Genomic DNA, 19,131 nt, shown 5'->3' with positions numbered 1-19,131 from the left:
GGGAGAGTGCAGTGACGCAAGACTTCGGGCGCCCCGCCCGCGCCGAGGAGAACCGCGCGACGGTGACGCGACGGCTCAAAGAGCTCGCCGATGCCGACGGGGCACGCGAGACCCTGACGATCGAGTGGCGGGGCAAGCCCGGCCACTTCGACGTCATCGAGATGCAAGTGGGGGACCTCTACTACAACCCGGCCACACACCGCATCCGCGCCCAGCGCAGCCATGACGTGCGCCGGGACAGGATGCTGGACAGCGCGCCGTGGAGCAACGAGAGCCAGGAGTACCTCGACCTCCTCCTCAAGGCCCTGCCTTCTGATCCCTCCCGTCCAGACCCCGAGTTCGTCCACCTGGCGGAGAGCCTCCGGGACTACGGGCAGAGCGACCCCGGCCTGATCACCCGCGACGGCGTCCTCGTCAACGGCAACACCCGGCGCGCAGCACTGCTGCAGGAGTTCGGGCCGGCCCGAACTATGCGGGTCGCCGTCCTGCCCGAGTCGTGCAACTGGTCGGACATCGCCGCTGTCGAGCTCTCGCTCCAGCTGCGCAAAGACCACCGCAGGGACTACTCCTATATCAACCGGCTGCTTGCCATCGATGAGATGGCGGCGCAGGGAACGTCGCTGCCGGCCATTGCGACGGCCTTCCGCAGCACCGTAGTGGCGTGCCGGCGGGACCAGTGGGTCCTCAGCATCATCCGGACCATGATCAAGAGGAGCGAGGCCAGCGGGAAGGCACTCCCGCTCATCGCGTTCGAGGACCACACGGAGAAGCTGCGGGAGCTCCACCGCAAGTACGCCAAAGAGGCCGCCAGCAATCCGGACAAGGCGGAGCTGATGCTGGAGTCCCGCCTCTCGGCCATCGCGCTGGGGTTCTCCAAGACCGACGTGCGGCTCATCGAGTCCGACTTCCAGGACCGCTACCTGGCGAGGGTACTCCCCGAGGACCTGCAGCCCGCGGCGCCGACTGCGGGCGAGGTGAAGATCCCCGGGCTGGCGCGGTCGGTGAAGGGGCCGTCCGACAGGCTGGCCTCGGCCCGGGCGATGACCGATGCGCTCCTCCAGGCCCGGGCAATCAGCTCCGCGGATGTATCGCTCAGCAGTCGCGACGGGGTCCGGGCGCAGCACACCCTCACCACGTATAAGGACGCCTTCGAGGAGTCCCTCGAGTTCGTCGGCAAGGATGTCCGGGTCCGCAAGCGCAAGCAGGCCGCTCCCGCCCGGCTGGCCGACGCGTGCCAGGACATCGACCAGTGCGTCACCGACCTGGTCATGTCCCGCAGTTCGCGCAGCCTCGACGAGGATGCCTTCGATGACGCAGTGGCCAAGCTCAGGAAGAGCCTGGGTAAGCTCGCCGTCGAGGTCAAGCGCACCATCCCCGAGCCCGGGGACGAAACCTCCTGGCTGGTCGGACTGCTCAAAGAAGGGCTGTGAGTGCCGGATACCGCAGCTCCCAGCCTCGTTCTCGGGTTCGACATCAGTCGGACCCGGGCACTGCTGCGCACGGTTCCGGAGTACAAGGCAGACCTCGCCCGGCTGCTGTCCCGGTTTCCCAGCGGCCGGATGACTGAGCTGCATGCCGCCGCGATCCCGGTCGATGAGTTCGTCGGGGGCATCGAAGCACTCGCCGGCTGGCCCGACCCGGAGGGCGTCGTCTGGGACGTTGCCTTCCAGACACTGGTCGAGGAGATGCTCGACACCGCCGAGACCGCGGAGCAGTTCCTCAACGGCGGGACCGACGGGGAAGCCGTCGCGCCGGACGACCTCGACGACCTGCTGGGCGACGGATGGCGCGGCGGTCTGACCTCCTTCCAGCAGCGGGACGCGGCCCGGCTGCTGTCGTTGCGGCACGGGGCGAACTTCAGCGTGCCGGGTGCCGGCAAGACCCGGGTAGCGCTGGCCGTGTTCGCCGCTCTCCGCGAGCGCGGCGAGGTCGACAGGCTGCTCGTCGTCAGCCCCAAGTCCGCCTATGAGGCGTGGCAGTACGAGAGCCGCGTCTGCTTCGAACGGCCGCTGGAGGTCCAGGTGCTCGGCAGCCGGATGCCTGACTCCGCCGATGTCCTCCTGGTGAACTACGAACGGCTCGGCCGTTCCCAGTTCGGCCTGGCGGACTGGCTCACGTCTGGGCCCACGATGCTGGTCCTGGACGAGGCCCACCGCATGAAGCTCGGCGGCGCCGGCGTATACGGGGCCGTCTGCCTGGCGCTGGGGCCGCTGAGCACCCGCCGGCTCATCCTCACGGGTACCCCGGCGCCGAACGGGGCGAAGGACTTGGAGAACCTGCTGTCGTTCGTCTGGCCCGGCCATGGCCGCCGGGTGGTGACACAGGCGGTCGACGGCGGCGACCTCGCGGAGGCCAGCCGCGTCCTGCGTCCGCTCTACACCCGCACGACCAAGCAGGAGCTCGGCCTCCCGCCCGTCGACCTGCGGCTGCGGATGCTGCCCATGCCCCCGCTCCACCGCGAGATCTACGACGCGATGGTCGGCCGCTTCACCGCGCGCGCCGAGGCCAGCCGCTCGGACTTCCAGGCTCTGGGCAAGGCGGTGCTCCGCCTGCTGATGGCTGCCACCAGCCCGGCACTCCTCGTCGAGGGCGCCACCAAGTACGAGCCCCTCTCGCTCCGGGTACCGCCGCTCACCGTCCCCGAGGGCGACCCCCTCATGGCGCTGCTCCGGAAACTGCCGAGCTATGAGGTGCCGCCCAAGTACCAGGAGGCGCTGGCGATCGTGGCGGCCAACGCCGCCGAAGGGCGCAAGACGCTGGTATGGGCGAGCTTCGTGCGGAGCATCACGACCCTGGAGCGCCTCTTCGCGGACTACCGCCCGGCCGTCGTCCACGGGGGGACCCTGGACAGGGAGGAGCAGTTGCGCCGGTTCCGTGAGGACGGGGACTGCGCGGTCCTCATCTCCAATCCGGCCACTCTCGGCGAGGGCATCAGCCTGCACCAGGTCTGCCACGACGCCGTGTACATCGACCGCGACTTCCAGGCCGGGCGCTTCCTCCAGAGCCTCGACCGCATCCACCGGCTCGGCCTCCCCCCAGACACCGTGACCCGCATCACTGTGCTGGCGTCAGAGGGGACGGCGGACGAGGTTGTCGCCATGCGCCTGGGCGAGAAGCTCGACTTCATGGGCAGGATCCTGGACGACCCCTCGGTCCAGATGCTCAGCGATCTTGAAGAGGAGCCGGCCTTCGCCGCAGGCATGGACGCGGCCGACCTCCAGGCGCTCCTCAGACATGCCCGGGGAGCGGAACCCGGGCGCGGCTGATCCCCGCCCGCGGTCTGCGGATCAGAGCGAGCCGTCGTGCAGCAGCCGGTCCAGCGCGTCCGCCTCGCGCTGGAGCACGATGCGGCCGTCGCCGTCGCTGAAGGCGAGCAGCCTGGACCCCGTATCAAGTCCTGCTTCGGCCAGCAGGCCCAGTGGCAAGGCGACTCGTCCGTCCTCATCGACAGCGGTTTCAGCGGGTTCGCGGATCATGGCACCGAGTGTTCCACGCCCGCCCCGGTGCCCGCCCACGCCGCAGCGGGGACAGATAGGGTCACCTCCTGTGGATGAAGGCATTGAAGGGGTACAGGCCCCGCTGTGGGGGCCGCAGCCTGCGCAGGATGCGGAGCTGGAGGCCGTGGCGGCGGCGATCCTGCGGCAGGATCTGGACGGAGCGCGCTTCGCCGGCGCGATCCGCAGGAGCATCGACATGCTCCTCGACGGGCAGCACACCGGCCGCTTCCGCTGGGACCAGCTCTACAAGACGGAAAAGGCGCACGCGGGGACTCTGATCGAGATCAACCTGCAGCGCGAGTTCGGCTTCGGCGACGGCCTGGAGATGGACTACCGCATCGCGGGCATCGATGTGGACTGCAAGTTCTCCCAGACGCGGGGCGCGTGGATGATCCCGCCGGAGGCCCGCGGCCACCTGCTCCTCGTCGTCTGGGCCAACGACGCCGAGTCGCTGTGGTGCGCCGGACTGGTACGGGCCGATCCCGGAGTGCTGAACACCGGCGGCAACCGGGATGCGAAGACGACCCTGGCCAAGGCTGGACGGGCCGCCATTCGCTGGCTCTTCTACGATGCGCCGTTGAAGGCGAATATGCTGCTCCAGCTGTCCCCGGAAGACGCGGGGGCGGTCTTCGGGCAGAGATCCGGCCAGGGCCGGGTCGATGAGCTCTTCTTGCGCGCCCAGGGCAAGCTGGTCAGCCGGACGGTGGTGGCCACTGTGGCCATGCAGGAGGACTATATGAAGCGGGTCCGCTACAACGGCGGCTCACGCTCACGGCTCCAGCCGCGCGGTATCGTCATCCTCGGCCACTACCGAAGCCATGGTGACGTGGCCCGTCGGCTGGGACTGCCCATCCCCCAGGCAGGCGACTCGGTGAGCGTGCGGCTCGCCCGCTCGCGGCTGCACCACGGCGACGCTCCGTCTATCGAATTGGGCGGAGAGCAGTGGACGCGCGCCCTGCCGTCCGATCCCGAGGAAACCGTCCCGAAACTGCCAGAGATATGAGCGAAGAACCGAAAGCCCCAGACTCTGCCGAGGCGTGGACAGCCCCGAAGGGCTCCTGGGCCTCCTCAGCCGCCAACCGGCGCAGCATGCTGGGGAACCGGGCGCGGGATACCGCCCCGGAGCTGGCGCTCCGCTCACTGGTCCACGCGGCAGGGCTGCGCTATCGAGTTGCCGCCAAACCTCTCGCAGGGATGCGCAGGACCGCCGACATGGTCTTCCGCCCTGTGCGGGTCGCGGTGTTCGTCGACGGCTGCTTCTGGCACGGATGCGAGCAGCACTTCGTACCGCCGAAGACCAACCCTGACTACTGGCGGGAGAAGATAGGCGGCAACATGCGCCGAGACCGGGAGACGGACGCCCGCCTGGCCGACGCCGACTGGCTGGTCCTGCGGTTCTGGGAGCACCAGCCGGCGGGTGAGTGCGCCACGGCCGTGGTCGCGGCTGTGAGCGAGCGCAGGGCAGCCCGGGAGCGCCGGGGCGAACAGTGACCTGGCCGGGGCCGCCATGCGGTCTGCGACCCCAGCCAGTGCGGCTCAGCTGATCTTGGCTTTGTTGACCGCGAAGAGCTCGTGCCGCTCATGGCCTTCCTGCCCGACGAAGGCCTTGAACTCGCCGAGGGTGTAGGCGTAGGTGCCGCCCGAACGCTTCGCCCGCTCGATCACGAAGTCCCGTTCAAGATGGGCCAGATGGCGCTCCACCTCGGGCTCGCTCAGCTCCACCCCACCCTTCTGGAGCTTGGTGATGATCTGGCTCATGCCGACCGGGCGGGCGGCCCCGCGCAGCAGTTTGTAGACGGGGTCGTGGATCACCTCGGTGGTCTCTACCAGCTTGACCCGCTTACCCTGCTTTTCCAGAGCCTGGTAGATGGACCGGCCGACCGCTTCGGCCACAGGCGGGGGGAAAGCATTGCCGATCTGCCGGTAGCGGGTGGTCTTGCCGCCGGTGAAGATCCACTCCCCCTCCTCCCATCCCTGGATACGGGCGACCATCTCGCACGTCAGCTTCGGGCCGGGCTTGCCTTCGGGCACCGTCCACCCAGCCTTCGGCGGCGTATCAGCCACACCCATGGCGTCCACGCCCAGTTTCGCCCATGCAGCCTTAGCCCTGGTAGGTCCGAGATCGGCGCCACCGTGCTTCTTCGAGCCGCCGACGATCGTCGGAGCGATGCTGAGCGCGTGCTCTGCCCAAGCGCTGGCGCCCCGCCAACCGCCCGAGCCCATCATGCCTTCCAGAGTTCCGCCCACTGTCGGCTTGTCCCCTTCGAGCGGTTCCGGCCAAGTGAAGTATTCGGCGAACTCGCGCTGCAGGGCGACCAGCACGAAACGGGGCCGCAACTGCGGGACGCCGAAGTCCGATGCCTGGAGCAGCCTCCACGAGGCCACATAGCCGTGCCTCTGGAGCTCGTCCAATACGTGCTGGCGGTACGCCGCGAAGCGGTTGGCGCTGAGGCCGCGCACGTTCTCCAGCAGAAGAGCCTTTGGCTCCACGATCTTGACCTGGCTAACGGCCCACGCGAAGAGGTCGCGTTCGTCAGTGGCCCCTAGCTGCTTGCCGGCGATGGTGAATGGCGGGCAGGGTACCCCTCCCGCCAGCAGATCGATGCCGCGGTATTTCTCCGGGCGCCAGACGTCCCGGCTGGCCACGTCACCTGCCGCTACCTGCCAGTCCTTCCGGTTGTGCCGAAGCGTGGCTACTGCATTGGGGTCGAGTTCAACCGCCAACTTGTGCCTGAAGCCTGCCCGCTCCAAGCCCAGGGCCTGGCCCCCCGCTCCAGCGCAGATCTCGACCGCAAGAAGCTCCGACATTCGTCCTCCATCACGTGCACACCGCCGGGCCGACAGGCCGTAATCCGGCCTGTCTCACTCTGTGCGTCCGATTAGATTCGAACGCACTAGCGACCCGTTCTCTGCGGACGAACATCCCAGCTTCTTTCCGGACAGTCCAGCGTGTCGGCTGAGTACAGCTGACCGCGAACGCGAGCCCCGGGGCGCAAGTGTAATTGCAGGTCCGGCCGCAGCCTGGGACGCGGCCTCTGCGGCTCCCCTGCGCCGGGCCCGCAGGGTGCCACGTAAAGGCTCCCACCTGCGATGAAGCCCCATGCAGCCCCCAAGAACGCCTTCAGTTCCAGCGAAGGGTCCCCTTCCTCGATCGCCGGTCGGCAGGATGCGGCGAAACCGAATTTCGACGGCGCCACCAGAGCAACTCAGGCTGACGCAGCGGCACTACAACCGGCCTTCTTCGCCTTGCAGCGGTCACTGAGCCTTTTCCATCTTCAGTCTGAGGTAGTCAGATGAAGGGTGAGGACGGCCTGGACGAGGCTGGTGATCCGGGTGGTCGAGCACCGCAGTTTGCGGAGGAGTCGCCAGGATTTGAGGGTGGCGACGGCCTGCCCGACGAGTGCCCGAATCTTTGCGTGGGACTGGTTCACCGCTTTCTGGCCTGCGGAGAGGGTCCTCCAGCGTCCCCGGCAGGCAGTGCGGATCGTTCCGTCGGCGCCCCGATAACCCTTGTCGACCCAGCACGTGATGCCGACCTCGGCGAGGGCGTTGACGATGCCGTGTTCGCCGACCGCGCGGATGTCGTGGACGGCGCCGGGCAGGGCCGGTGAGGCCCACAGCAGCCTTCCGGAGGGATTGGTGATGACCTGCACGTTCATCCGGTGCTTCTTGTGTTTGCCCGAGTAGAGCGGCCAGTCCGCGGCAATGCGGTCGATCGGCAGGAGCGTGCCTTCCAGGATCAGATATGCCTCACCGACGTGGTGCGGACCGCGTCGGTAAGGCTGGGGGCGGGGGCGGCCAGGAACTGGACAGCCTCGGTGACCTAGCGGTAGGCCGTCGTGGTCTGACGCCGAACCCGGCCGTGAGCTGGGCATACGTGTGTCCCACCCGCAGATGGGCGAGTGTGGGCAGCGCCTGGCGGCCGACGCTCAAGCGCCGCCAACGTGAGCCGATCGCACGGCGGTGCCGTCGCAACTGCTGCGTGCGGAAGCCGAAGGTAGAGCTGGACACGTCGACGCCCAAACGGTAGACAAACACGTGGAGCCTCTGGTGGAGACGGTTCTCTTGGTCGAAAACCTATCTACCAGGGGCTTCCCCGTGTTGTCAGCCTAGCTGCCAAGCTCACGCATCAGGTTGGAAAGGGCTCTGTATTGCCTGTCGTGGGCGGCAGGCTTCGTCACCCCTCCATGGCAGGTTCGGCAAGCGGATTGGGTGAGGAGCGGAGGATGGCGGTGCGGGATGCCCAGGCGAGGGCGCTTTGGGTGCGGAGGGAGAGGCCGAGTCGGTTCCAGTGGAAGATCACGTGATAGCTGAGGACTTGGCGGAGGCCGCGGTCCAGTGTGCCGAGTTGCACTGCTTCTGCGAGTGAGCGGCCTGCTTGGCGGAAGGCTGCCACCCAGTCGGCGACCGGGGCCAACGGGCCGTCAGGGTTCAGTAGGGAGTCGGTGTCGGCCAGGAGCAGGGTGCGGATTTCGGCTGCTCTTGCGTCCAGGGTCTCTCGCGGGATGTCCGTGATGCTGGAGCGGTGTTCGGTGGTGATGACGTGGTGCCAGACGTCGCCTTGTTCGTACCATTCGAGGCCGGCGGCGCGCATCAGAGTCGTGCACAGCAGGATGGACAGCTCGCGGGGGCCGAGGGACAGGCCCTCGAGGAGGGGCAGTTGCTGGATTTCGCGGCTGTCGGCGACGAAGAGGGTGTGGGCGGCGGTCATGCTGGCGGGGCCGCCGAAGGCGGCGGTTTCCGGTTCGTAGATGCCGGGCCACCAGCGGTGGAGGTGGTCTTCGGCGACGAGGCGGTCGAGGCCGTCTCCGATGTGGGTCGTGGTCTCGAACTCGGGGCGTCGGTGGAGGCGTAGCCGCCAGCAGGGGTGTTTGCGGGTGTACCACCAGCCGTCGATCGTGCCGTTGGCTTCTGCTGCGCTCAGTAACGGCAGTACGTGGGTGGTGAAGGTGCGGTCGGCGTTCGGCCAGTCGGTGAAGTGGAGGTAGGCGTGCCACCACTCTTGCTGTGCCGCGTGGCCGGCGAGGGCTTCGCGGCCTGCTTGTTGGAAGACCTGGAGGGCGTCGGAGAGGTTCGCCGGGTCCATTCCGGCTCGGTGGGCGGCGTCGGCGAGCGGGTGGCCGGAGAGCACGTCGAGTACGGCCCGTTCGGCCGCATCCGGTCGCGGCTCCGTCAGTTGATCAGGAGACATGCGTCCCATCCGGTGCTCGGGGGTTGCTGGGTGGCGAGGGTGGTCAGGGCGAGCGCGGTTCCTGCGGTGCCGTTCAGGAACCCGGGCGCCGTTGCGGGGCCGAGGCGGGTGTGGTCGAGGAGCGCGGCGCCGAGTGTGGGAAGCAGCTCGCGCAGGCGGGGGTCGAGGGCGTCGGCGGCGGCGCGGGTGGCGGTTTGGTAGATGCCTGCCCAGCCGTGGCAGAGGCCGGTGTCGGTGACGTTGGCCAGTTGCGCGGGATCGGTCAGGGCGCGGTAGAGGGCGTCTTCGTAGAACGCCTGGAGGCCGGTGTCGCACAGGGCGATGGCGGCGAGTTGTCCGGCGCGCGCGATGCCGGTGGTTCCGTAGCACCAGCTCGGCCTGGCGTTGTCGGGCCTGTGCGGATGGCGGTGTTCGAGGTCTCGGCGTGAGAGGTGTTCGGGCCACCACGGGCCGGTCTCGGCGTCCTGGCGCCAGGTGTCGAGGTGGTCGCAGATGGTCCGGATCGCATTGCGGTGGCCGTGGACCTCGATGCCGCGCCGTAGTGCCTGGGCGAGCAGGAGGAGAGGTCCGGTGATGCCGTGGGCGGCGCCCAAGTTGCCGTGGCCGCCGGGAAAGTGCGGTGAGTGGTTTCTGTGGGGATCGTGGCCCACCCACCAGCCGGGCAGGCCGCGGCCTCCTGGAGCGAGCGGGCGGGTCAGCGCGACGAGGTAGCGGAGGATGCGGTCGAGGGCTCCGTCTTCGGGGCTGGCGTGGAGTAGGTAGGCACCGATGCCCGTCAAGCCGTAGAGGATGTCGTACTCGGCGAAGGCGGCCAGGTCGCCGCGGTGGATGCGGGCCAGGGCTGCGTCGGCACGGCGGTGGGCGAGCGCGAGGACGTGCTGGTGCACGGTGCGCCGGGCTTGGGCGTAGAGGTGGTCGAACTCCGGTGGTGGGGTGCTGAGGAGGAAGCCGATGGCTGGTGCGCCGAGGTAGAGGCCGGTGGTGTCGGCGGCGCTGACCTGTCCGGTGACTGCGGCGCTGATCCAGCGGTGGGCGGTCCGCCAGGGCTGGGCGTGGGTGCGTGCGGCTTCGATGTGGAGGAGGGCGGTTCCGGCTGTGCCGTCGGCGAGGGACTGTGCGGCCCAGGGTTTGTCCGGGTGAGGGGGCGCGGGTTCGGCCAGGTCGCGGGCGGCCTGGAGCACCATTTCGGTGGCGTTGGCTGTTGTCGCGGTCATTGGACTGCCTTCTGCTGGCGCAGGGCGGCGGTCCGGGCGAGGCGGAGGGTGAGGGCTTCGGCGGTGGGGTCTGCGCCCAGGGCCCGGACGTGGTGCTGGTGGAGCAGGGAGCGGGCTGCCCGTAGCGGATCGGCGTCGGCCTGGCGGAGTTGGTAGGTGTCCAGGGCGGCGGCGCGGGCCTGCCAAGCCCTGGTGACGGCTGCGCCTCCGGGGAGAGCACCCATGGCGGCCCGGCCGTCGAGGGAGGTGAGGTCGAGCACTTGGTCGCGCAGGTGGGGGTCGAGGCGGCCGGTGGTCTGCGGCAGCCGTTGGACGAGCCAGTCGGTGCCTTCTGCCTCGGAGGGGGCGAGGTGCTGGACGAGGTCGAGGGCGCTTGCGGCGGCGAGGGCCTGTGGGGTGACGGTGTCGTTCTGATCGGTGAAGCGGATCTGGGCGAGGGCGGCGGCGGAGTCGGTGGCGAACACGCGGTGCGCGGCGTCCATGGCGTCGCCGTGTCCGAACCGGCCGGTCTGCGGCCGGTAGTCGGCAAGAGTCAAGCCCGCCGCAAGGCCCGTGCGGTGGAGGGTGCTGGTCCAGTCGTGGACGCGCTCGGCCGCCGCAGCGTAGGTGCCGGGCGTGAGGTGGAGGACGAGGTCGAGGTACTGGTCGGCGTGGGGGCGGGCCATCTCGCGGTGCCGGGTGAACCACCACAGCGGCAGGCGGTCACCGAGCGCGGTGAGCAGGGCGGGAAGGTGCTGGGTCAGGATTTCGTCGTAGCGGCCGGGGCGGGCGTGCAGGCGGGCGTACAGCACGTTGCCTGCGCCGGGCAGGTGCAGCGGCGGTCCGGCGCCGACGGCCGGGGGCACGTCGCTTACCTCGGCGTGCAGAGTGGACTTGGTGTTGCGCAGGGAGACCCAGATCTCGTGAGCGCGGCCGATCCAGCCGTACGCCTCGGCGGCGGGCGCCTCGCGCAGTTCCAGGCGCCGGTCGTGATCGAGCTGCTTGCGCAGCAGGTGGCGGTGGACCGGGTGGGTCAGGTCCACCGGAAGCCGCTGGTCGTACTCGATCATGCTCACCGCACCGGGCACGCGCAGCCGGGCGCGCCACACGTCGAACGACTGGTCCCACGTCTCCGGCGCGGCGGCGCGGCCGGGAAGTTCATCGGCTGTGAGCAGCCAGCGGGCCGGGGCGAGGATCGTGCGGCGGTAGCGCACCCGGGGCAGGTACGGCAGGCGGGCGGCGGCTCCGAAGTCGAACGGCTTGTAGGCGGCGTACCGGGCACTGGAGACCTCGGCGAGGAACCGGGCCAGCGCCGGGGTCTGGGTGGCGGCTTCCAGGGCGTGCAGGACTCGGACGTCCAGGCGGCGCCCGGTGGAGCGCTGGACGAGGTGGAAATGGCGGGCGTCGGCGGTGACGGCGATGTCATCGAGGTCGATCATCTGGCCGTCGGCGGTCGGGTACTCGCCCACGGCGATGACGTGGGGCAACAGGCGGGGCGTGCGGGTGACGTTCTCGTTACGGCGTTTGCGGGGCGGGAAGCTGAGCTGTGCGGTGAGCGCGGCTGGGTCGGTGCGGTAGCCGTTGGCCAGGGCCTCTTGCTGGCTGGGCGTCAGCAGGTGGGCGAACCGGCCGGCCATGCTGCTGCCCGGCCGGGGCACCGCCGTGATCGCGACCTCGAAGGCGCCGCGCGTAAGGGCTGTGGTGGAGGGAGCGTGGATCTCGAAGGCGGTCTCGACGCGGGGGACGAAGCGGGGCTCGGTGCCTGCGGCGTCCGCGAGGGCGTCGATCGTCTTGTCGGTGAGGACGAGTTCGCTGCGGCCCTGCATCAGCACGGGTTGCAGAAGTGCGAGCAGGGTTTCGTCCCGGTCGGTGAGGAGCTTGGGCGGTCGGCCGCGTTCCGAGCCGAGGTATCCGGCCGGCAGCCCGAGCCCGCTGTCGGAGACCAGCTCCGTGACGGGCACGTGTGCGCCGACGCCGTACCGGGCGCGGAAGCGGCGGTGGTAGTCGCGCCAGTGCTGGTAGCCGTACGGTTGTGTGGTGGTCCGGTACAGCGCCGCGACAGCGGCCTGCACCTCTTCCAGCACGGCCGTGGGAATCTGCACGTCGCAGTCGAGCGAGGTGTCGATGACCAGAGGTGTCGGGGTGGCCCGGGACAGTGCGCGCATTCTCGGGGTGGCGCGGTCCGGCGCCGAGGCGTCGATCTCGTCGCGTTGCTCGTACAACGCGGTGACCAGGTCGTGGACGTCGGGGATGGTGTCCGCGGACAGCCGTTCCAGCTCGGCACACAGATGGCGGAAGACGTCTGTGATGGTCATCGGCGCCCACAGGCTCGTGAGGAGGAGCTGCTGGCCGATCAGGTCGCGCAGGAGCCGGTCGATCTGGTCGGTGCCTGCCTGGGGGAAGCGCGTACGCAGGTGCTGGTGCAGGTCGTCGTAGACGATCGGGTGGCGTGCGGCCTCGATCGCGGCGGCGACCGGCCGGGTGTTGCGGAGGGATATCTCGATCGGGGCCAGGTGCGGGGCGTGGGCGTCGGCCGGGACCCCCGCGGCGACAAGGCGGTCACCACGCCGGCGGGCGGTGCTGTTGGCCACCAACCGGAGCCTGCGCAGCAGTTCCGGGCTGGACTGGAGGCGCCCGATGATGTCGGTGACCCATTCGGCGTCGGCGCGCAGCAGCGCCCGGTGCTTCTCGCCCCACAGAGCGTAGGCCGAGTCTCCGACGGCCGCGGTAGCGGTGCCGGCGAACAGGCCGTGCGGAGTGGGGCGGTTCTGCCACCGCAGCAGGTAGGAGATCGTGGACAGTGCGGTGCGCCGGACCTGGCGGGGTCGGGTCTCCCGTCCATCTACGACGGCTTCGAGTGCTTCCGTCAGCGCGGGCGTTGCCGCGCGGAGGGCGTCGCGGAATGCGTCCTGCTGCCACCGGCGGCTCAGCCACATGCGGGTGGCCGCCACGTCGTCCAGATCAAGCGCGCGGGGCAGATCCGCGGAACCCGGGCTGGTGCTGGCTCGCAGCATCGCGGGGCCCTGCCAGCGGTAGCTGACGGCCGTTTGGGAGGCCATGCGGTGTTCCCTTCCGGTACGGGCACGGGGTGGCCGGTGGGCCGGGCCGGACACGTGCCGGGCCCGGCCCACCGGTTGAAGGGACATGCCTGGGATCAGGCGGGGTCCTCCACGAAGGAGTTGCACGCCGAGGCTCCGTTGGCGCAGGTCGTGCCGCAGCCGTCGCTGGTGGAGCACTGGAGCTTGCCGAACGGGTGCGCGGCGATGACGACCTTCACGTCGAGCGGCGCGAAGTCGTCGTCCAGGGCCGTCTGTACGGGGCCCGGGGCCAAGGTGGCGCTGGTCATGGTGGTGCCCTTCCTTCCGTTGGTGATGGTGCGGGAACCCTGGTCCGGGCTTACTGAGCCGTGGGCCAGGAGAGCGAGATCCGGCTGTGGACCTTGTCGATGACCCGGTCGCCCGGGACCTGGTTGTCGGGGGTGCCGGCCGGGTGGACCCGGATGACCGGGCTGGGGCCGCCGCGGTACTCGTTGGCCCAGTCGCGCAGGTGGGCGGCGATGGTCTCGGCGAACGCGGCGGCGTCCGGGCCGAGGGCGTGCACGCCGTACTCGACGTGCTTGTTGTCCTCGGTGCGGCGGGTGGTGAGGTAGGCGAAGGTACGGCCCTGTTCGTCCACGGCGGCCAGGGCGAAGCCCCTGTTCGCCGGGGCGACGATGCCGGAGTCGAGGTCCGGGTCCACGGCCATGACGCAAAAGCCCGGCAGCGTGATGGCCAGGTGCATCTGGAGGGTGTCCAGCAACTCGCTCAGGCCGACCGTCACCCCGGTCCACATCTCGAACCGTGGGAACGTGACGGCGTTGTCGAGCAGGCTCGGGTCGGAGGGCAGCCCGTCGTCGAACCGCAGCCCGATCTCGGGGGTGCCGTTGACCAGCAGCAACTCCTCGTGGTGAGCGGTCGAACCCTGCATCGGAACGAAGCCGCAGATCTTCGCAGACTCGCTCTCCAGGCGGTCGCCGACACGGGTGAAGGCGACGGACCGGGTCAGGCCGCGCATCCGCAGCGGCACCACCAGGCGCCCGCCCGGCGTGAGCTGGTCGATCCACGCCGGCGGGATGTCCCATGCCCCGGCGGTCACCATCACCACATCGACCTGTCCCAGGCCGGGGATGGGCTCGGCGGCGTCGGCCGTGACGACGGTGACCCGGCCGTAGCCGTGCTCGTCCAGCAGCCGGCGGGCGCGGTCGGTGACGACGGGGTCGATGTCCGCCGTGGTGACCTCGCCGTCAGCGCCGACGAGGCCGGCGAGGTAGGCCGCGTTCAGCCCGCCCGACCCGATCTCCAGCACCCGCATCCCCGGGCGGACTTGGGCCTGCTCCAGCATGAGGGCCTGGATCTGCGGCGCCGACACGGAGCTGAGCTGCACCCCGTGCTCGTCGGTCTTGGTGATCACCGCCGCGTAGGGCTCATACGCCTTCTCCAGGCTCACCTCGGGGGCGAACTCGTGACGGGGAACCGCGCGCATCACGGCCTCGACCTCGGGAGAGGCGATCCAGCCCTCCGCGCGGAGGGTGTCCACAACGCTGTTCCGCAGCCGGGTGGCCTCGTCGGGTTCGGCGGTCGTGTCGGTCGAGCGGGTCATGTGGGGATGTTCCTTCGTTCGTACGTACGTTGGGTGTTCGGCCAACAGCGGATGGTGCCGCTGAGCAGGGAGGCTGTCGCCGGGTGATCTGTCGTTCTCGTGAACTCGCAGCGATCGGAGAGCCATGGCCGGCCCCCGGGGCTTGCTGGTCAGGTGATCGTCACTCGGCCACGAGCGGTTGCCTTGGCGAGTTCGTCTTCGAGGTCGATGACGGTTACTTGGTTGAGTTCGATGGCGTATTGGGCGCCGAGGAAGTAGTGGCGTTGGGGGTGGTTGAAGGGGATGATCGCCTGTTTCATTGCGGTGCCCGTGGGGGTGTGGGCGGGGGTGATGGTGAGGCCGGTGATCGTGTAGGGGGTGCCGAGCATTCCGGTGAGGCGGGGTGTGGCGACGCGCATGGCGACGAAGGTGTTGCGTTGGAGGTGGGGGCACAGGTCGATGGCGGTTTTGGCGTGGGGGAGGCAGACGGGCGGCTGGAAGGTGCGCATCCCCTCCAACCGGGCCGCCTCGGGGCGGGCTTTGGGGCCGAGGACGTCGATGAAGAGAATGCCCATCTCGTTGCGGCTGGGCTGTTCTTTGCAGACGTGGCAGAGCATGTGGGTGGCGCATTCGCGCTGGCGGGTGGGGTGGACCTGTTTCCAGCGGGGCTTGCCCGTGGGCCAGTTGGTGGGGTTGCGGGTCTGGGTGACGCGGGCGTGGAGGATTCCGCTGGGGTCGCGGTCGTCGTCGTGTTCGTCGGCGTAGCACAGTCCCAGGCCGTTGCGGAACGGCCGCAGGGCCAGCGAGCGGTCGGAGACGTCGTGCTCGTTCTCGCGCAGGGTGATGAAGGGGACGGTTGCTGCGCCGGGCAGTCGGTGGCTGGAGGTCACTGGAGTTGGGTCTTCCTGGCGGTGGCGGTGGCAGCGGGGTGGGGCGTTGGCGGGCGGAGGAGCGCAGATCCGGTCCTCCGCCCGCTGTGTTTGTGCGCTATGCGGCGGTGCGGGTGAGGTGGTCGGTCAGGCGCGAGATGTGGGGGAGGGGCAGGCCGCGCAGGAGGATGGCGGCTTCCTCCCGGCACCGGGGGCAGTACGGGGTGTAGGCGGCGTTGACGTCCCCGCCGCCGGTGACGGTCTTCACCGCGTCGGTGATCCGTGCGGCCAGTAGCCCGTACCCGCGGGGGTCGTCGGAGTAGTCGGGGCCGTCCTCGGTGCTGCCGGTCAGCAGGCGCAGGAGGGTGCGGGCGTCGGGGACGTCGATGGAGCCCAAGTCCACGGTGCCCGCCTCGACCTTGACCTGCTCGGCGTTCAGGCCGTGGGCGACCAGGGCGAAGCGCAGGTCGTCGGCGGCCAGGTGCAGACGGGTGTGGCCGGTGGTGATCAGGTCGGCCAGGCGGGTCACGGTGGCGTGATCGGCCTCGCCCAGCAGGTAGCGGGGTCCGTCGGGCCCGGTGCGGGGCGTGCCGGGGTTCAGCTCCAGACCAACCGCGCGTACGGTCTCCCGCAGCCGCTGACCCGCACTCCCGGAGACGGGCGGGGCGACGGCCACGGGGGTGGCGTGCCGGGCGGCGACGATCAGGTCGCCCAGCGCACGCACCGTCGACTCGTCCGCCTCCCCCAGCAGCACCCGACCCCCACCGGAGGCATCGTCGGACTCCTGCGGCGACAGGTGCAGCCCGGCGGTACGGGCCACGGTCAACAGCCGCACCCGTGCCCGCACTCCGGCGTGGGGCGCGGCGAGGGCGGCGGTACCACCGGAGGCGGGAGGGGTTGAAGGGGCGTGATGAAGCGAGTGCATGGTCATTCCTCCGTTTGGGATGGGTTGCTCCGGTCGCGGACGCAACCGAAGAAGTCAGTACGCGGCAGGCACCGCCCGCCGGCCGCCGGTCACGGCGCCGGACCTCGACGGGAGTGGCCCGATCCGGGAACCTGCGTGATCAGCAGCTCGTGGCAGATGACGATCACGCCGCCCCCTCGATGGAGCCGAGCGCGACGAGCTGGTCCAGCAACTCGCTCACGAACCACGCCGTCCGCCGCAGATGGGGCACGCCGCGGTGGTGGCCGCCGGGCATCTCCTCCGCCCGCAAGGCGCGTGCTTGCTGGATGAGGATGTCGGCGTAGGCCGACTTCTGCCGGACCCGGGTGGACACGGCGATGTCCACGAGCTGCATCAGGTGGCCACGCAGCCGCCGGACGAACGTCCCGATGGCCTCCTCGGAAGGAGTCATGCCGTCCAGAGCCGTAGCAACGTCGTCCAGGACGGCTTCGCTGTCCAGCGCTGTCCATGCCCATCGGCGCAGCAGGCCGAGCATGTCGTTCAGGCTGGCTGCGTCGAGTGGTGGCTTCCACCGGGAAACAGTTGGCGTCTCGCGTTCCGTGCCTCGTGCCCAGGTCGTATCAGCTCTGGCCGCCGAGAGGCGCTGAGTCCGGACGGTCATCGGCACGCCCTCGCAAGGCTCAGCGTGCACCAGGTGGTCGTGCCGTCGGGGCAGACGCCCCAGTCGTCGGCGAACGCAGCGATGAGGAAGAGCCCGCGGCCGGTCTCGCTGGACGCGCCGACCATGCTCAACTGCGGGCGTTGGGCCGAACCGTCGTTCACCGCGATCAACAGCCCCCGAAGGGTGATGACGAGGCGGAACTCGATCTCACCACCCTCGCCGTACCGCAGGGCATTAGTGACGACTTCGCTGATCAGGAGCTTGGCGTCGTCCCCGAGCTGGGACAGCCCCCAAAGGCGCAGCTTGGCCGCGCTGATGCGGCGAAGCCGCCCGACCCTCTGGCCGTCGAGATCCCGTCCGAGGGCGCTGCTCGTCGCGGCGTCGCCGGAGATCCGCACCACGAACTCGTCGCAGATGGGCTCGGTCACGACGGGAATGGGGGCGATGGGGGTGGTGAGGTTGCTCGTGGAGTGCGCTGCCCGGGTCATGAGACCGGCCCTTCTCGTCGGGCGCGGAGGAGGCGCGGCACCTTCAAGGTCGGGGCCCGATGGGCGGCGGCGACGGCCGTGCTTCCCGGATGCAGGCCGGCGGCGGCCGAGAGGAGGTCCCGGCGGCGCTCGCAGTCGGCGGCGGTCCGCCACGGCCCGGTCATGACGCGGCCTCCTGGCCGTCGTCAGGGTGCAACAGAGCCGTCAACTCGACGCAGAGCGCGTCGGCTTCCTCAGCGGTGAGGACCAGCACGGTCGTGGTGGCGGAGAAGCGCTTCCCGATCCGGCGGACTCGGACCGGGATGGCGACGCGTCCGGCCTGGGTCAGCTCGGGAGCACCGGGGGAACGTTCGACGTGCCAGGCCCGTAACGTCCCGTTCAGCAGCAGGTGACGTTCTGTCATGTCACCCAACGTAGGAGCACGGTTGTTGTGCGACCCTGAGGAAAAATCAGGGCTGACAAGCAGTCAGGGCGTGCCGATCTCTACGCGGTCATGCCGATGTGCTGGGCCACCGCCCGCAGATCCTGCCGCCACATGGGCTTTTCCCGCTTGAGCAGGTCCGCAACCGCCTCCCGGACCAGTGGCGAGAAGCCCACCTCTTCGGGGGACTGGGCGGTGATCCGCTTGAGCATGTAGACGGTGGCGAAGTCGTCGCGCTGGATGCGGTTGCAGTTCATGACCTCGACCAGGTACCGGGTGCGCCGCTCAAGCGGCAGTTCGGGGTTGTCCTCCACGCTGTCGGCCACGCGCAGCGCCTCTACCGTGTCTCCTTCCTCAGCCCGGAGGTGCACGGCGTGCATGGCCACGTTCGTCGGACCGAAGCTGGTGTGCCAGTCGTTGCGGTCCTGGCCGAGACGCGCCGCCACCCTTTCGGCGCCGCGGTAGAGGTCCCACGCCACGGGCCCCTGGTTGTCGCGCACGGCGGCCACCGCCGCCGAAAGATGAAGTGCCCCGTACGCGGACAGGTGCTCCGCCGAGGCGTCCTCGCCCGGCTTGCAGTTGGCGATGGCCTCCCGCGCCAAGGCGACGCAGTCGGCCACATTCCCCGATGAAGTAAGCACACAGGCCAAGGTCCACGTGGCCGCCGCGAGCAGCGCGGGATCTCCGACCTGGTCGGCCAGGGCAACCCCCCGGTCGGCGGCGATACGGGCCTGCACCGGCTCACCGACGCGGCGCAGCCAGACCTGGGCCAGGCCGTACACGGAGATCAGCAGCGCCACCGCCTGCCGTTCCCGCTCCTCGCCTTCGGCGTCGCGTACGGCCGCGTAGCCCTGTCGCAGGAGATTCGGCAGCCGGCCGCCGATGTCGGCGTACCGGTCCTTGGTCTGCGTCTCGTACACGCGCCATGCGTCGTCCACAGCCGCCTGGTAGTCGTCCACGGGCACCTCGCCGATCCCGGACGGCAGCAGCGACGAGGGCAGGGACAGGACGCGTCGGATCGCGGGCACGGCCTGGTGCTCGGTCTGCGGTCCCGAAACAGCGCCCGTCAGAACACCGCCGGTCAGGTCGGTCAAGTCACAGACGTGCAGCACCCGCGCGAGGTCGATCAGCACCGAGAGGCGGTCGATGGGCAGCACGCCCTTTTCGACTTTGTAAGCCCAGTTCTCCGACTTGCCGACGAGTTCAGCCATGGCCTTCTGCGACAGGCCCCGACGCTCGCGGTAGTACCGGATACGGGCACCGATTCCGAAGTCCTGTTCAACAGTCATG

The 19,131-nt window shown here is 69.7% G+C and carries 17 protein-coding genes and 1 pseudogene; 4 read left to right on the top strand and 14 right to left on the bottom strand.

The features are described 5' to 3' along the window. Nucleotides 1–11: 11 nt before the first annotated feature. Nucleotides 12–1,430 (top strand): transcriptional regulator, encoded by a 1,419-nt coding sequence (locus OHA30_RS17440; protein WP_328914774.1) that lies wholly within the window; start codon nt 12–14, stop codon nt 1,428–1,430. Next, nucleotides 1,431–3,266, top strand: a complete 1,836-nt coding sequence (locus OHA30_RS17435; protein ID WP_328914773.1) for a DEAD/DEAH box helicase — start codon at nt 1,431–1,433, stop codon at nt 3,264–3,266. It abuts the gene before it with no gap. Between the two features lie 21 nt (nt 3,267–3,287). On the opposite strand, the gene OHA30_RS17430 is transcribed toward OHA30_RS17435, so the two are convergent. Then, nucleotides 3,288–3,476 (bottom strand): AbrB/MazE/SpoVT family DNA-binding domain-containing protein, encoded by a 189-nt coding sequence (locus tag OHA30_RS17430; RefSeq protein ID WP_328914772.1) that lies wholly within the window; start codon nt 3,474–3,476, stop codon nt 3,288–3,290. A gap of 70 nt (nt 3,477–3,546) precedes the next feature. Between OHA30_RS17430 and OHA30_RS17425 the strand changes: the two genes are divergently transcribed. Both OHA30_RS17425 and OHA30_RS17420 read left to right on the top strand, forming a co-directional pair. Beyond that, nucleotides 3,547–4,500, top strand: coding sequence for a NaeI family type II restriction endonuclease (locus OHA30_RS17425; protein WP_328914771.1), 954 nt, complete (start codon nt 3,547–3,549; stop codon nt 4,498–4,500). Beyond that, a complete protein-coding gene (locus OHA30_RS17420; protein WP_328914770.1) occupies nt 4,497–4,988 on the top strand; it encodes a very short patch repair endonuclease in 492 nt (163 codons plus the stop codon). The genes OHA30_RS17425 and OHA30_RS17420 overlap by 4 nt, the downstream gene beginning before the upstream one ends. Nucleotides 4,989–5,033: 45 nt before the next feature. On the opposite strand, the gene OHA30_RS17415 is transcribed toward OHA30_RS17420, so the two are convergent. From OHA30_RS17415 to OHA30_RS17355, 13 genes and pseudogenes are all read right to left on the bottom strand, one after another. Next, nucleotides 5,034–6,305, bottom strand: a complete 1,272-nt coding sequence (locus OHA30_RS17415; RefSeq protein WP_328914769.1) for a DNA cytosine methyltransferase — start codon at nt 6,303–6,305, stop codon at nt 5,034–5,036. Nucleotides 6,306–6,772: 467 nt separating this feature from the next. Beyond that, nucleotides 6,773–7,535, bottom strand: a pseudogene (locus OHA30_RS17410) (transposase family protein). Nucleotides 7,536–7,674: 139 nt separating this feature from the next. After that, nucleotides 7,675–8,688 (bottom strand): thiopeptide-type bacteriocin biosynthesis protein, encoded by a 1,014-nt coding sequence (locus OHA30_RS17405; protein WP_328914768.1) that lies wholly within the window; start codon nt 8,686–8,688, stop codon nt 7,675–7,677. Then, nucleotides 8,670–9,902, bottom strand: coding sequence for a lanthionine synthetase C family protein (locus OHA30_RS17400; protein ID WP_328914767.1), 1,233 nt, complete (start codon nt 9,900–9,902; stop codon nt 8,670–8,672). The genes OHA30_RS17405 and OHA30_RS17400 overlap by 19 nt, the downstream gene beginning before the upstream one ends. Then, entirely contained in the window at nt 9,899–12,940 is a 3,042-nt protein-coding gene (locus OHA30_RS17395; protein ID WP_328914766.1) for a lantibiotic dehydratase, read from the bottom strand. Before OHA30_RS17395 ends, OHA30_RS17400 begins: the two co-directional genes overlap by 4 nt. A 95-nt stretch (nt 12,941–13,035) precedes the next feature. After that, nucleotides 13,036–13,227 (bottom strand): FxLD family lanthipeptide, encoded by a 192-nt coding sequence (gene fxlA, locus OHA30_RS17390; RefSeq protein WP_328914765.1) that lies wholly within the window; start codon nt 13,225–13,227, stop codon nt 13,036–13,038. Nucleotides 13,228–13,277: 50 nt separating this feature from the next. Further along, complete coding sequence (gene fxlM / locus OHA30_RS17385; protein WP_328914764.1) at nt 13,278–14,519, bottom strand: methyltransferase, FxLD system; 1,242 nt, start codon at nt 14,517–14,519, stop codon at nt 13,278–13,280. A 149-nt stretch (nt 14,520–14,668) separates the two neighbouring features. After that, nucleotides 14,669–15,388: a hypothetical protein gene (locus tag OHA30_RS17380; protein ID WP_328914763.1), complete on the bottom strand. Its 720-nt coding sequence runs from the start codon at nt 15,386–15,388 to the stop codon at nt 14,669–14,671. Between the two features lie 97 nt (nt 15,389–15,485). Continuing rightward, nucleotides 15,486–16,292 carry a hypothetical protein gene (locus tag OHA30_RS17375; protein ID WP_328914762.1) on the bottom strand — a complete coding sequence of 269 codons (807 nt, stop codon included), beginning with the start codon at nt 16,290–16,292 and terminating at the stop codon, nt 15,486–15,488. 163 nt (nt 16,293–16,455) lie between these two features. Continuing rightward, complete coding sequence (locus tag OHA30_RS17370) at nt 16,456–16,806, bottom strand: DUF6415 family natural product biosynthesis protein (protein WP_328914761.1); 351 nt, start codon at nt 16,804–16,806, stop codon at nt 16,456–16,458. 122 nt (nt 16,807–16,928) lie between these two features. Continuing rightward, on the bottom strand, nt 16,929–17,420 hold the full coding sequence (locus tag OHA30_RS17365) for an ATP-binding protein (RefSeq protein ID WP_328914760.1): 492 nt from the start codon (nt 17,418–17,420) through the stop codon (nt 16,929–16,931). 160 nt (nt 17,421–17,580) lie between these two features. Further along, nucleotides 17,581–17,823: a hypothetical protein gene (locus tag OHA30_RS17360; RefSeq protein WP_328914759.1), complete on the bottom strand. Its 243-nt coding sequence runs from the start codon at nt 17,821–17,823 to the stop codon at nt 17,581–17,583. 80 nt (nt 17,824–17,903) lie between these two features. Then, on the bottom strand, nt 17,904–19,130 hold the full coding sequence (locus OHA30_RS17355; protein WP_328914758.1) for a helix-turn-helix domain-containing protein: 1,227 nt from the start codon (nt 19,128–19,130) through the stop codon (nt 17,904–17,906). Nucleotide 19,131: the final 1 nt, after the last annotated feature.

The sequence above is a fragment of the Streptomyces sp. NBC_00223 genome, assembly GCF_036199905.1.
Classification (GTDB): Bacteria; Actinomycetota; Actinomycetes; order Streptomycetales; family Streptomycetaceae; genus Actinacidiphila.
Note: the sequence above shows the minus strand (reverse complement) of the source record. Positions and strands in the feature narration are given on the sequence as shown.

What these genes read in the sequence shown, in the direction of transcription:
- OHA30_RS17400 (WP_328914767.1), bottom strand. Translation starts at nt 9,902, where the DNA reads ATGACCGCGACAACAGCCAACGCCACCGAAATGGTGCTCCAGGCCGCC.
- OHA30_RS17415 (WP_328914769.1), bottom strand. Translation starts at nt 6,305, where the DNA reads ATGTCGGAGCTTCTTGCGGTCGAGATCTGCGCTGGAGCGGGGGGCCAG.
- OHA30_RS17405 (WP_328914768.1), bottom strand. Translation starts at nt 8,688, where the DNA reads ATGTCTCCTGATCAACTGACGGAGCCGCGACCGGATGCGGCCGAACGG.
- OHA30_RS17355 (WP_328914758.1), bottom strand. Translation starts at nt 19,130, where the DNA reads ATGACTGTTGAACAGGACTTCGGAATCGGTGCCCGTATCCGGTACTAC.
- fxlA (WP_328914765.1), bottom strand. Translation starts at nt 13,227, where the DNA reads ATGACCAGCGCCACCTTGGCCCCGGGCCCCGTACAGACGGCCCTGGAC.
- OHA30_RS17365 (WP_328914760.1), bottom strand. Translation starts at nt 17,420, where the DNA reads ATGACCCGGGCAGCGCACTCCACGAGCAACCTCACCACCCCCATCGCC.
- fxlM (WP_328914764.1), bottom strand. Translation starts at nt 14,519, where the DNA reads ATGACCCGCTCGACCGACACGACCGCCGAACCCGACGAGGCCACCCGG.
- OHA30_RS17420 (WP_328914770.1), top strand. Translation starts at nt 4,497, where the DNA reads ATGAGCGAAGAACCGAAAGCCCCAGACTCTGCCGAGGCGTGGACAGCC.
- OHA30_RS17360 (WP_328914759.1), bottom strand. Translation starts at nt 17,823, where the DNA reads ATGACAGAACGTCACCTGCTGCTGAACGGGACGTTACGGGCCTGGCAC.
- OHA30_RS17370 (WP_328914761.1), bottom strand. Translation starts at nt 16,806, where the DNA reads ATGCTCGGCCTGCTGCGCCGATGGGCATGGACAGCGCTGGACAGCGAA.
- OHA30_RS17395 (WP_328914766.1), bottom strand. Translation starts at nt 12,940, where the DNA reads ATGGCCTCCCAAACGGCCGTCAGCTACCGCTGGCAGGGCCCCGCGATG.
- OHA30_RS17375 (WP_328914762.1), bottom strand. Translation starts at nt 16,292, where the DNA reads ATGCACTCGCTTCATCACGCCCCTTCAACCCCTCCCGCCTCCGGTGGT.
- OHA30_RS17430 (WP_328914772.1), bottom strand. Translation starts at nt 3,476, where the DNA reads ATGATCCGCGAACCCGCTGAAACCGCTGTCGATGAGGACGGACGAGTC.